This is a genomic window from Streptomyces sp. NPDC057486, assembly GCF_042802415.1.
GTDB classification, from domain to species: Bacteria; Actinomycetota; Actinomycetes; order Streptomycetales; family Streptomycetaceae; genus Streptomyces; species Streptomyces yanii.
Genome location: NZ_JBHVEE010000135.1, coordinates 14,921 through 26,825 on the forward strand (window position 1 = coordinate 14,921; position 11,905 = coordinate 26,825).

Consider the following 11,905-nt stretch of genomic DNA (forward strand, 5'->3'; position numbering starts at 1 on the left):
TGGCCGTCTGTGGGGTGTCCGTCGGTGTACCGGCCGCCGCATCCTGAGTGTCCGTACGCAACCGGGCGCCGACTTCGAAAGGCACTTACTCAGCGGCCCGCTGCCCGTCGGTGCGGTGTTTCGGCCAGGGGCTGATCCTCCTGTGAGCCGCGTGCTGCGAGACCGACGGCAACCGCGGCGGTGGACTGCGTACGGCGGGCGCATCGGCTCCTTCCCCATAGGCCAGTCCTTGAGCGGGGCCGCACGTCGTGCTCAACTCGCTTTTGTCGCTCAACCGGCAGGCCACCTGGCACAGGCAACCCGGGCAGCCGCGTTGTTGTCACCGGTCACCGCCTTCTGCGGTCGGCTTCGTTGCGTGACAGCGGCCGAAGCTTCCCGGTACGGCCGGAGTACTCGCCTCGGGCTCAGCTCTGCCGGGCGCGGGCGATGGTGCCGAAGACCCGCTGATGAAACACGAGCCGTGGGAAGAGCCGGCCTTCGACATCGAACGTGAGAGAAAAAGATGGGCTCATTCTCAAATCCCGGTGCACGGTGCGGACGCAAACGAAGGTGTCGGGACGGTGCCGGCCCGATCCGGCGGGGCCGATTTGGTTGATCCTCGCGTGAATACGGTTCCCGTGGACCAGGGCGGCACAGCCGTGTTCCCTGGCCTTCGATACCGGGACGCTGCCGGCCCGGCGGGCGAACTCGTCGAGATACCCGTGCCCGGACAGCTCCCGCAGGGTGATCTTCTCCATCCGTACATCCTTCGGACCGTCGAGGAACACCATGAGCTGCGGCACCCCTTTGCGGCGCTGCCAGTGAGCGGGGAGGTTTTGGATGACGCAGTCCAGCACGCGCAGGACGTCCGCGCGCACCGCGGGGTCCAGCGACTGGAGTTCTCTCAGCATGGATGCGCCGTCCTCGTTCACCCCGCAAGCGTCCACGAGAAGGACCACCAGCTCAACAATGCGGTCAGCGGCCTGCGTTCGTTTCCATCCAGGGCACCGCTGGGTGTTCTCGGTGCGATGGCCTTCAGGTGAGAGGCTGAACCCGGCCGGCAGGGCGTCCACCAGTGAGGTCGCTTTTGTCTGGAATATCTGATGTGTGGGAATCGCAAGCGCGGTGTCCCCGGCCGCTGTTGGGGCGGGCGCCGTGACGGCGCGTGGTTCAACCGGCTCGGGGTGTTCCGCCTGTCCGGGAACGCAGGGTGGCTGCGCATGCCGGCCGGTGAACGATGTCGGTAGGCCGGGTGCGCGAGAAACGCATGCACGGTTTGACGGGCGGGGGCTGGAATCGGAGCCCTCACGGGCCGCCGTGCCGGTCCCCGGCCCTGCTGAAGGCACCCTCAGGTCAGGTCGTCTCATTGTCGGCGCGGTCGTCGTCAGCGTCCGGCTGCGCGGGCAGGGCCTGGCTGGGGGACACCGGTTCCACTTCGCCGATGTCCTGCGGGGTGAGGCCGAGGTCGGAGATCTCGTCGTCGCCGGGTCCCTCTGCCTCTCCTCGGGCCTTGCGCCGGTCATGGAGAAGCGAAAAGACAACGGCGGCGAAATAGAGCGCCCAGATCGGTGCGGCCAGCGCCAGCATGGTCAGCGGGTCCGTGCTCGGCGTCGCCACAGCCGAGAAGACCGCGATCCCCATGACCATGCCGCGCCACCAGCCGAGCATCCGCCGGCCGGACAGCACTTTGGTGAGGTTCAGCATCACCAGCAGCAGCGGCATCTCGAAGGAGAGACCGAAGACGACCACCATGCGGGTGACGAGGTCGAGCAGATCGTCCAGCGGCAGCAGGTTGGTTATCCCGTGCGGGGTGAAGTCGATCAGCACCTTCGCGGTCGTGGGCAGCACCTTGTAGGCGAGGAAGGCGCCGCCGAGGAACAGCGGGACCCCCGCGCCGGCGAACGCGTAGGCGTATTTCCGCTCGTGCCTGTGCAGGCCGGGGGCAACGAACGCCCACAGCTGGTACAGCCATACCGGCGAGGCCAGCACGACGCCGGCCATCAGGGACACCTTCAGCGCCAGGGTGAAGGGCGCGAGCAGACCGTTGATCGTGATTCGCGCGCAGGTGGTGTCCGCGGTCTGCTTGGCCAGATCGGCGAAGGACGTCGGGCAGCCGACCGAGTCCAGCACCGGCCTGGTGAAGAAGTTCACGATGCCCTTGTAGTAGAAGGCCGCGATGATCGTGACGACCAGGATGGCAAGGACGGCCTTGGCGAGCCGGTTGCGGAGCTCACGAAGGTGCTCCGCGAGCGGCATCCGCCCCTCGGGATCCTTCTTTTTGGTGCGGGCTGACTGGGGCACGCCACGTCCTCATCTCGTGTGGCGGACCGGGAACTACCGGCCCTGCGTCCGTACTTGACCGTCTTTGCCGCCCGGTGGGGCGCGAGCTCGCCACGGCGCCGGTTGCGGCCGGTAGCGCGTCCAGGAGGCAGTTGGTCCAGGCCGGCACCACGTGCCGCGAGCTGGTCTGCCCGGCCCGGCCCGAGGGCGGGCGGCTCACGAAGGTCCTCGGACCGTCCGCTGTCACGCCGCGCGCCCGGGCCGGGAAACATCACTGCTCCGGCCGGGACGCCGGCCGATACCGCAGACGGCGACGCGGGCGGCCCGACAGCGCGAGAGGTGAGCCGGCCGGGGAGGCTTGGGGCAGCCTCCTCGTGCGGGGACGAGCCAGGGGCGCGCAGGACCGGGCTCAGTCGCAGTGGCTGGTCGTGCTGTCCGTGGGCGCGGTGCGGGCGGTGGCGGTGTCTCCGGGAGCGCCCGGGACCGCCCCCGGTCCCCGTCCCGTCCCCGGTCCCCGTCCCGTCCCCGGTCCCGGCTCAGGCCCAGTCTCAGGCTCAGGTTGAGGTTGAGGTTGAGGCTCGGGGCGTGGCTCGTTCGAGGCGTCGTCGTCCTTCATGGCTTTGGTCTCGCTCTTGAGGATCCGCATGGACTTGCCCAGTGCCCGGGCCGTGTCGGGCAGTTTCTTCGAGCCGAAGATCAAGACCACCACGGCGACCAGGATCAGCAGGTGCCAGGGCTCCAGCGCATTGCGGAACATCGTCACACCACCCCTTCGAACGCGTCGGCCTTCATGTCTGGCTCGGCGATCCGTGCCGCTTGTTCCTGCGCGGCGACGGTGGGAGCGGGAGCGCCCGCGGCGCATCGTGTCGTGCCGCCCCACGCATGTCCCCATCGTTCGTCGGGTGCGTGCAGAGCCTCGGCCGCTGCCCGAAGAAGCGTCCCGCCCACGACCGGGCCCTGCGGAAGGCCGGCGCGGCCGAAGGGGCACACCTTTGACCGCGGACGACGGCCGGCTGCCGCGGGCGGGCGCGTCCGGCACGGTTGCCCGTGCGCCGGTACGGCGAAGAGTTCCCCCTCCGTGTCCCGGCCGCACTCGGCCGGGACATCACGCTGCTGGACACGGTCGATGTCCACGACCCGGCAGGGCTCTGCACCGGCGGGTGGCCGGCACTCGTCGTCGCAGAAGGGGGTCCGCAGGAGGTGGCCGGGCAGGCCCGCGTCCGTGCCCGCGGTCTCGTGCGCGGGCGCCGGGGAGGAGGTTTCCCGGTGCACCTGGCACGGCGGTTTCACCGGTGTTCGCCGCCCGCGCCATCGGGAGATTCCCACGGCGTCGTCCGGCCGGGCCGCGCAAGTGAACTCGTCGCCCGTCGCCGCCGCAACCGCGGGGGGCTCGACCGGCAACGGGCCTGCGGTGAGGCGCAGTTCGCCGCCTGTGACCTGCGTGGCCACCTGTGCCGGCTGACCGGCCCGCACCGTGTGCGGGGGCGTTTGGGCCGGATGGAGGCCCAGCCGCTGTCCCTGGGAGCAACCACGTCCGGGCACCTGGAACAGCCGGTGGGTCTGCGGGTCCGGCCACGGTGCGTTCACCGGATTTGCCTGGCGTGAGCGTTCCTGTCGCCGACCGGCGCGGTGTTCACGCGTGGCTGCCGGGCGTGGAAGGCAGGACGAGAGGAGTCGGCCGGCTGCTGCGGGGGCGTGCCGGGTGCCGATGTCCTTGCGGTTCATGTGTCCTTCTCCTGTCGGTTCGGGGCCGGTTCAGATCCCGGGGCGCCCGGCGGCCGTCCAGGCGGCGTACTCCTGGCGGACGTAGAGGCGGTGGCCGGGGGCGAGCGTGATCGCGTCGGGGTGGTGCGGGCCGGCCACCAGGTCGGGATGGCGGCGGTCGTGCAGGACGAGTTGTTCGGCGGTTTCTGCGGCGGCTGCGAGGGGGCCGCGGCCGGGGTCGTCCAGGGCCATCCGGTCCATGAGAGCCGCCCGGCGTAGCAGCCAGGCCCGTTCGGCGGCCGTCGCGTCGACCAGGGGGCCGGTGACGGGCCTGGCCCGGCGGCCGTCGCGTTCGGCCCCGAGAGCGAGCACTTGGTGCATCTCGCGGCGCAGATCGGGCGCATTCGCGTACGCCTCCTGCGGGGGCGGGGCGCCGATGTCCTCATGGCTGTTCGGGGTGACGTCCACGCTCACACCTCCGCCGGTGCGTAGGGGGTTGGCGCCGCAGCGTTGACACAGCACCGTGCCGTGGTCGGGGCCGCCGTGATCAAGGGCCGATGGGGGTGTTGCGGACCGCAAGGGAACCTGGGCCGGGCTCGGGCAGCCGTCGACGGGGCACGGCTGGTGGGCTGCGAAGGCCCACTCGCGGGGGGCGTCGGGTGACCCGGCGCCGCAGCCGCCCCCGGTGACCCGTCGCTGTGCGCCGGTGCCGGCCCCGGCAGGGGGGCGCAGCTCGTGCAAAACGTCCGGCCCGGTCATGGCGAGCACCTCAGGCAGGCGCGGACTTCGCGGCCGCTGCGCGTCTGATGGACCTCGGTCGACTGGGCGAGGTACTGGACGATGCCGGTGCCGCGGCCGTGTTCGTCGGGGGCGATGTCGGGGCGATGGCGTTCCACGGTCGTGCCGGAGTCAGTGACCACGATGTGCAAAGTGCCGTCGTCGAGGACGAGCAGCAGGGTCATGCGCTCGCGGCCGTACTGCGCGGCATTGGCGGCGAGTTCGTCGACGATGAGAACGGCGGAGTCCCGCTCGCTTGCGGGCACACTCCAGGTCTCCAGCAGATCGGCCGCGAAGTGACGAGCGGCGGAGACATGCGCCTCCTGCGCGGGCAGGGTGAGCAGCGCCTGGTGGCGGCAGGGCCGGCCGAGCAGTGAACTCGGGCTGGGGGAATCCATCACAAACATGGTCTTCTGGCTCTTCTGTGGATGTGCGGAGGCCGGAACGGAGGAGACCGCATCGGGGGCGGTCGGTGGGCGGGATCCTGCATGGGCGCGCTCATTGAGTTCCACGGGCGACGCATGCCGAACGGTTCGAGTCATTCGCACCTTTTGTTCGACTTCTTGTGCGTCATGTCGATGCCGGCGGCCTGGCCGGACTCACTCGCCCCCTGTCAGAGCTCGATGCCGTACGCAGCCGGACCAGGCACCGGCGGCTCGGTCTCCTCGCCCGTGGTCCTCCGCAACGGCCTTGCGGGAACCTCGCGCCGCAGAGCCGGACGGCCGTCCCTGCCCGCATCCCGGCCCGGTCGCGACACCCGGCGTGCAGAGATCCTGGATCCTCTTCTGCGGGCTGCACGGACTTCGGAGGAAAAGGAGAGTCGAGGTCACCGGCCGTTGGGCGAACCGCATACCGCTGCTCGCGCGGGGGAGGGGAACACCCGGGCCGTGCCGTCGTAAAGACCGGGGCAGCGCCACCGGCCACCCAAACAGGCAGTGCACGCCCCGCCGGCGCACTCACGCATCAAGTCGGCTGAGGACCGGGCCGATTCGTTGGAGCCGGGGGGTGGGGGTGGCCTGGGCCCGGAAACCGTCGGCGCGCTGCGGGAAGGACCAGGGCGCCGGCTTCGGCCTCCTCCCGGTGGAGGCCGAGGCGCATGCCGCCGGCCCTGGCGCAGCCGTGCCCGCCCATGTACGCGGCCGGCGCCCGAGGGGGCCCGCTGCGGGGTGGCCGGCCTGTCACTGCCGCAAGCCGCGTGACGGGAGCGGGCAAAAGCCCCACGACCGAGCCGCTGAACTGCCCGGGTGCCGGCACGCCCCCCGATGACAGGGGGTGCAGGCGAAGCAGCCGCAGCACCTGACCGGCCCCGGGGATGTGACACCACGGCGGCCGGATCGGCCGGATGACCGCATGCCCCGCCCCTCGACTTGCCGGTCGTGCGCCCGGACGGCCTTCACCCTGATCCGCCCGGCCGCGGAGGTGGCCTTTCCCGGCCTGTGGCAGCCGCATCGACCGCCCGCCGCCTTCGCGCGCGTGGCGCCGATCAGCCCCTCGGCCACAGAGGTGCCGGTGCCGGCCTTCGAGGCCGCCGCGCTCATCCGCCGGCCGTTTGGCGAACCGCTGTCGGACGATCTCGCCGGTCCCGGAGCCGTGCGGCGTGGTGGCATCGATCGACGACGGTGATCACGAGCGTGCCTGTGCAGCCGATGTCACGGGCACACGCCTTCTCGACGGCCATCGGCTGGACGTCCTCAGCGCGCTCCTCCAGCCCGGCCCAGGTCGTGAGGCGGCCCGCTTCTTGTCGACCGGCCGGCCCCCTGCGCCCGCGGCACGGCCCTTCGGCAGCGACGTCTTCCTGGCCTCTGGTGCCGCCGTGCGCTCGCACCCGACAGCTGTGGACGCGTCACGCCCTGATGGTGACCAGCTTCTGACCGTTGCCTGCGAGAATCTCGAAGTGGTCGATGGTTCCCGGGGACATGGCAACCGCTCCTGGAATCGTGGTGCCGGGAGGGTACTCGCCTGCCCGCCAGGTAGCGCCGTCCGCCCTGGCTCCGCCGAGCCCGACCGCCTGCAGCCGGCAGGTGATTCCGGCGGGTGCCCCCTTGGCGGAGACCTGCAGGGCACTGCCCCAGGCGGAGGGCGAGACCTTCACCGAGGCGGAGACGCCGGTTGTGGGATCGCTTCCGGAGAAGGTGCGCCAGGCGGCCGGCGCGGTCGGCCCGGGCGGCGTCGCCTGAGTGCCCACGGATCCGACAGCCGCCAGCCATGTGCCGCCGGCCGTCGCCGCGATGAACATCAGCGAGGCGGCAGCGCCGGCCAGTTGCAGACGCCAGGTCCTGCGGCGCCGGGACGCGGCCTGCTGGAGCAGCCTCTCCAGCACACCCCCCTCCGGCACCTGCGACACCGCGGGCGCGGCGGGCCGTTCGGGCAGGGAGCCCTGCGCGCCCTCGGCTGCCCGTGCCACCAGCCGGTCGGTCAGGTCCCCGTCGGCCGTCGGCACCGTCTGGCCTGAGGCTTCGGCTTCGGTCACCGTCGCCAGCAGCGCAGGCAACCCCGCCAGCTGAGTGTGTTCGGCCCGGCATTCGGCGCATTCCGCGAGGTGGACGCGCACCCGTTCCATGTCCGCCGAGGGCAGCGTGCTCAGGACGTACCCTCCCAGCGCCAGCCGGAGGGCGTCGTGCTCCGCACTCATGGTCGCCACCTCCTGCCCGCCGCGGTCATGGCTCGATCCCCCGCTCCTGGAGCGCCAGCCGCAGGGCGTGCAGGGCGTAGTACGTCCGTGACTTCACGGTGCCCAGCGGGATGCCCAGCACCCGTGCGGCCTCCGCCATGGTCCGGCCCCGGTAGTAGGTCTCCAGCAGCACCGCGCGATGGTCCGGGGACAGCGTCCGGACGGCGTCCGCAACCGCCCAGCTCTGCAGTGCCTGCTCGATCTCGTCCTCGCCCGGTGTCTGCTCGACGGCTCGCTCCAGCGCTTCGCCGCCGACCTCGGCAGGCCTGGCCTGCCGGGCCCGGTGGGCGTCGATGACCAGATGCCGGGCAACCGTACACAGCCATGCCCGGGCCGGGCCGCGTGCGGGATCGAACGCGGCGGGATGCTGCCACGCCCGCAGCAGCGTCTCCTGCACCACATCCTCCGCCCATTGCCGATCTCCTGAAGTCAGTCGCAGCACGTAGTGGAACAGGGGCCCTGCGTGCTCCGCGTACAGAGTGCGCAGCAGTTCCTCATCCGCGGTCGAAAGGGTCCCTTTACCGGAAACACGGCGCGCGGAGCGATCCGGATCGGTCCTCGGATCACGTTTTCGGGAACGCCAGGGCATAAGCCGATCATCGCGTACATGTACTGCTTTGTCCTGTAACGCACGGCATGGTGCAGGTGGCACTCTGCGAGCGCCGCGGGCGATACGTCCCTGCCGGGCCTTGCGGCACCACCGGGGCGTGGGCCGGAAGTCCCGCCGCCCGCCCGAAGGATGGGCCCGGCGGCGTCCGGTGCGTGCGACCGCACGGCGGAGGGTCGCCCTCGTAGGACGTACTCGGGCGGGCCCGGCAACGCGGCGAGCGTGCGTGCCGGGCGTCGCGGGGCAGGCGGGACTTCCGGCACACGCCCCAGGACCGAGCGTGCGCGGCCCCCAGGGGAGGCCGACTGATCCGCGGCGACATCAAGAGGTCTCACAAAAAGTGCATATCTACCGAACCGTGGGGACCCCGCCGTCCGTGGAGCCGGACAAGAGCCGACGTACGCGCAATTCCTCATCGACTCCCCGTGCGACAAAGGACGGACCAGAGGTGACCGAAAAACACCACGCGACGCACGCGCTCCTGACGCCGGCCACGCTCACCGCGCCCTCGTGCACCGAAGCCGGCGCCACCGCGCAGCCCCGGCCGGTCCTCGACCGCCGGGTCCGTCAGAGGCACGCCCCCATGAACACGGCATCCACCACACATCCCTGCGGTTGCCTGCGCCCCCTGCCGGCGCAGCCCCCGTCTCCGTCCGATCAGTGAGGAGCGGACACCATGCATCGGAACTTCCGCACACCAGGCCGGCGATCACGCGCTGCGGCCGGGCTGGCCGTTGCCACCATCGCCACCGCCGGCGCGCTGGGGCTCCTCAGCGCATGCGGCCAGTCGCCGCACCCCTCGCCCTTTGCAGCCGGCGCCATCACACCCGGTCCGGGCCAGCACCGGACGGCCGGGATGCCCGGTGCCACAGGGTCGGGGAACACGACGGGATCCCCTCCCGGCGCCTCACCGATGCCCAGCATGAGCATGCCCGCGAGTCACCCGAGCACGGGCGCGCCGGTGACCGGGAACGCCGTGGCGATCAAGAACTTCGCATTCGCCCCCGCCACGCTGAAGGTGAGGGCGGGTACGACAGTGACCTGGACCAACCAGGACACCGACGCCCACACCGTCACCAGCGCCAAAACGGGCGGCCCGTTGCATTCCGCCGCCCTGACCACCCACGCCACCTACAGCCACACGTTCACCAAACCCGGCACCTACGCCTACCTCTGCACCATCCATCCGTTCATGACCGCCACCGTGGAGGTGACCTGATGACCAACTACTACGACAGTCACGACGCAGCGCCGGACCACGACGCCGGTCGGCCCGACACGGAACACGGCATGACGCGTCGCCAACTCATACGCCACGCAGGATGGTTCGGCGGCGCGGTGGTGCTGACCGTGGTCAGTGGAGAAGTGATCAGCCACATCGCCGACTCCCGGGACACCAACGCCAAGGCTGCCGGTGCCGCCGCCGCGGGAAGCGGCGCGCTGCGGTTCGTGCAGGTCTCCGACAGCCATATCGGGTTCCAGGGCCCTGCGAACATGGACGTGGCCGGCTCCTTCACCGAAGCGATCAACCAGATCAACTCGCTCGGATTCAGGCCCGACTTCGTCATGCACAGCGGCGACCTGACCCACCTGTCCACAGCCGGACAGTTCAACCAGGTCAAGCAGATGATGACCGCAATGAAGACAGACCGCGTCTTCACCGTACCGGGCGAGCACGACTCCATCGGCGACGCGGGCCGCGCCTACCGGCGGACCTTCGGCACGGGCACGCTCGGCGACGGCTGGTACAGCTTCGACACCCACGGCGTGCACTTCATCGCCCTGGTCAACACCCTGAGCCTGGAGAAGCTCGGCCACCTCGGCAACGACCAGATCGACTTCGTACGCAAGGACGTCGCCGGACTGTCGTCGGACACCCCCATCGTGGTCTTCAGCCACATCCCGCTCTTCGCCATGTACCCGCAGTGGGGCTGGAGCACCGACGACGCCCTGAAGGTCATCGCCCTCCTGCGCCGCTTCTCCTCTGTCACCTGTCTCAACGGGCACGTCCACCAGCTGTTCACCAAGACAGACGGCAACATCACCTTCCACTCCGCCACCACCACCGCCTACCCCCTGCCCAAACCGGGCCGTGCCCCCGCCCCCACCCCGCAGGTCGTCCCCGCCCGACAGCTCAAAGAAGCACTTGGCATCCGCAGCGTCGGCTACCGCCAAGGCGACCGCGAACTGGCCATCAAGGACCAGAGGCTGGCATGAACACCCGAAGACTCCCACCCCCCGCCCTGCGGTGGGCGACTGCCGCAACCCTCGCCGCCGGCGGATACATCCACGCCCAGCTCTACGTCGACGAGTACCGCTTCATCCACATCATCGGCCCCCTGTTCCTCCTCCAGGCCGGCGCTTCCTTCGCCCTCGCCGCCCTGCTGCTGATGGGGACACCACCCCTGCTGCTGAGGGCCGCCGCCGCAGGCGTCGCACTCGGAGCCCTTGGCGGCTTCACCGCCTCGCGCACCGTAGGCGTGTTCGGATTCACCGAGCGCGGTCTGCAGCCCGCACCACAGGCCGCCCTCAGCCTCCTCGCCGAAACCGGCACACTGCTGCTCCTCGCGACCTGGCAGCTGACCATGGCCACACAACACCGCGCTGCCCGACCACCCGTCAGTCCACCGATCCGGAACCGGGCCACCACCCGCACACCACCCCACTGAACCACCACGGCGAAGCCCGCCGTCCACGCCACCCGCCACTCTTCCCGGAACAAGAGGCATCTCCCATGCACCTGGAACCACGCCCAGGAATCGCCTGGCCGAGCCCGCACCTGCGCGAACTGAGGGACGCCGTGCGCATCCTGCTCGGCCTGGACGACGACACCGCCGTCGTGATCCGCCAATTCAGCTGTGGTGAACCCGGCTACCCACCGCTGGAAACCGTCGTCAAGGTGGTGCTGCCCATGGACGGCGGAGTCCACCGCTGGACACTCCACCGCCCCGCCGACCAGATCACCGAGCACGACCTACGGGCCACCCTGCTCCACCCCGGCCGAGCTGACCGGAACCTGGCCTGACCGCCCCCGAACCCGGCGGCCCACGAGCTGGGTCCAGGCCTCGCTCATGCACACCGGTTAGGAACGGTGCAAGCAGGAAATATGCGCCCGTGGCAGCGGTCAGCACACCGTCCTGGCTCACGGCAGGCCGGTAACGCTCTGCTGGTGCTTCCGCTGGGCTTGATCGTGGCGATCGTGCTGACCGACGTGCTGAGCCCCGGTTTGCCGATGGGCCCGTCGCTGCTGATCGTGGCGCCCGCGCTTACCGCGTCTTTCGCCTCCACCCTGATCACCGGGGCGATCGCTGCGCTGGCTGTGGCGGGCATGCTCGTCATCGGTCTTCAAAACAGCCACCCGATTACGGACTTCGACTCGCAGATCATCGCCCTGCTGGTGGTCTCGGTGATCGTGACGGCCTTCGGCTATCTGCGCGAGCGGCACGCCCGTGAGCTGGAGCTGATACGGACGGTGTCGGAGGTCACGCAGCGGGTGGTGCTGCGGCCGCTGCCGCGCCGGATCGGTCCGCTGCGGGTGGGATCGGTGTATCTGGCGGCGCAGGAGCAGGCGCTGCTCGGCGGCGACCTGTACGCGACGGCCCGCACCTCCACGGGCACCCGGCTGATCATCGGGGATGTGACGGGCAGGGGCCTGACCGCGATCAGCGACGCCGCCCTGCTGCTGGGCGCCTTCCGGGAAGGCGCGCACCGCCAGGCCACCCTGCCCGACCTCGCGGCCTACCTGGACCAGCGTGTGCTGGAACCTGGCCGACCGTTCCTATCCAGTGTGCATGAGTGAGTCCTGGACCCACTGTTGCGTACTGGGCGCATCCCGAACGGTGTTGGATGCGCTGGGTTCCCGCGTTCGCGTCCCGTTCGGTGACGGC

14 protein-coding genes are annotated in these 11,905 nt (G+C 70.6%); 6 read left to right on the forward strand and 8 right to left on the reverse strand.

The window, feature by feature from the left end; all coding sequences use genetic code 11:
- Positions 1-404: 404 nt before the first annotated feature.
- The 6 genes from ACFU6I_RS39055 to ACFU6I_RS39080 all read right to left on the reverse strand — a co-directional run bounded on the left by ACFU6I_RS39055 (position 405) and on the right by ACFU6I_RS39080 (position 5,138).
- Positions 405-1,052, reverse strand: a complete 648-nt coding sequence (locus ACFU6I_RS39055; protein WP_384376289.1) for a hypothetical protein — start codon at positions 1,050-1,052, stop codon at positions 405-407.
- A gap of 280 nt (positions 1,053-1,332) precedes the next feature.
- Positions 1,333-2,280, reverse strand: a complete 948-nt coding sequence (gene tatC, locus ACFU6I_RS39060; RefSeq protein WP_384376293.1) for a twin-arginine translocase subunit TatC — start codon at positions 2,278-2,280, stop codon at positions 1,333-1,335.
- 388 nt (positions 2,281-2,668) lie between these two features.
- On the reverse strand, positions 2,669-3,016 hold the full coding sequence (tatA, locus tag ACFU6I_RS39065; RefSeq protein WP_384376335.1) for a Sec-independent protein translocase subunit TatA: 348 nt from the start codon (positions 3,014-3,016) through the stop codon (positions 2,669-2,671).
- A 2-nt stretch (positions 3,017-3,018) separates the two neighbouring features.
- Positions 3,019-3,846 carry a hypothetical protein gene (locus tag ACFU6I_RS39070; RefSeq protein WP_384376296.1) on the reverse strand — a complete coding sequence of 276 codons (828 nt, stop codon included), beginning with the start codon at positions 3,844-3,846 and terminating at the stop codon, positions 3,019-3,021.
- A 168-nt stretch (positions 3,847-4,014) separates the two neighbouring features.
- A complete protein-coding gene (locus ACFU6I_RS39075; RefSeq protein ID WP_384376299.1) occupies positions 4,015-4,431 on the reverse strand; it encodes a hypothetical protein in 417 nt (138 codons plus the stop codon).
- A 287-nt stretch (positions 4,432-4,718) separates the two neighbouring features.
- Entirely contained in the window at positions 4,719-5,138 is a 420-nt protein-coding gene (locus ACFU6I_RS39080) for an ATP-binding protein (protein ID WP_384376302.1), read from the reverse strand.
- 874 nt (positions 5,139-6,012) lie between these two features.
- Between ACFU6I_RS39080 and ACFU6I_RS39085 the strand changes: the two genes are divergently transcribed.
- Positions 6,013-6,363 (forward strand): hypothetical protein, encoded by a 351-nt coding sequence (locus ACFU6I_RS39085; RefSeq protein WP_384376305.1) that lies wholly within the window; start codon positions 6,013-6,015, stop codon positions 6,361-6,363.
- 220 nt (positions 6,364-6,583) lie between these two features.
- Here the strand turns inward: ACFU6I_RS39085 and ACFU6I_RS39090 are convergent, their stop codons facing one another.
- Positions 6,584-7,372, reverse strand: a complete 789-nt coding sequence (locus ACFU6I_RS39090) for a zf-HC2 domain-containing protein (protein WP_384376308.1) — start codon at positions 7,370-7,372, stop codon at positions 6,584-6,586.
- A gap of 25 nt (positions 7,373-7,397) precedes the next feature.
- The gene (locus tag ACFU6I_RS39095) at positions 7,398-8,000 is read right to left on the reverse strand and encodes a sigma-70 family RNA polymerase sigma factor (RefSeq protein ID WP_384376311.1); all 603 of its coding nucleotides are present in this window, start codon (positions 7,998-8,000) and stop codon (positions 7,398-7,400) included.
- A gap of 940 nt (positions 8,001-8,940) precedes the next feature.
- Between ACFU6I_RS39095 and ACFU6I_RS39100 the strand changes: the two genes are divergently transcribed.
- The 5 genes from ACFU6I_RS39100 (at position 8,941) to ACFU6I_RS39120 (ending at position 11,817) form a co-directional block, all read left to right on the forward strand.
- Entirely contained in the window at positions 8,941-9,237 is a 297-nt protein-coding gene (locus tag ACFU6I_RS39100) for a plastocyanin/azurin family copper-binding protein (RefSeq protein ID WP_384376314.1), read from the forward strand.
- Positions 9,237-10,235, forward strand: coding sequence for a metallophosphoesterase family protein (locus tag ACFU6I_RS39105; protein ID WP_384376317.1), 999 nt, complete (start codon positions 9,237-9,239; stop codon positions 10,233-10,235). Before ACFU6I_RS39100 ends, ACFU6I_RS39105 begins: the two co-directional genes overlap by 1 nt.
- Positions 10,232-10,687 carry a hypothetical protein gene (locus ACFU6I_RS39110; RefSeq protein WP_384376320.1) on the forward strand — a complete coding sequence of 152 codons (456 nt, stop codon included), beginning with the start codon at positions 10,232-10,234 and terminating at the stop codon, positions 10,685-10,687. Before ACFU6I_RS39105 ends, ACFU6I_RS39110 begins: the two co-directional genes overlap by 4 nt.
- A gap of 65 nt (positions 10,688-10,752) precedes the next feature.
- Positions 10,753-11,043, forward strand: a complete 291-nt coding sequence (locus ACFU6I_RS39115) for a hypothetical protein (protein ID WP_384376323.1) — start codon at positions 10,753-10,755, stop codon at positions 11,041-11,043.
- A gap of 144 nt (positions 11,044-11,187) precedes the next feature.
- Positions 11,188-11,817: a SpoIIE family protein phosphatase gene (locus ACFU6I_RS39120; protein ID WP_384376326.1), complete on the forward strand. Its 630-nt coding sequence runs from the start codon at positions 11,188-11,190 to the stop codon at positions 11,815-11,817.
- Positions 11,818-11,905 lie beyond the last annotated feature (88 nt).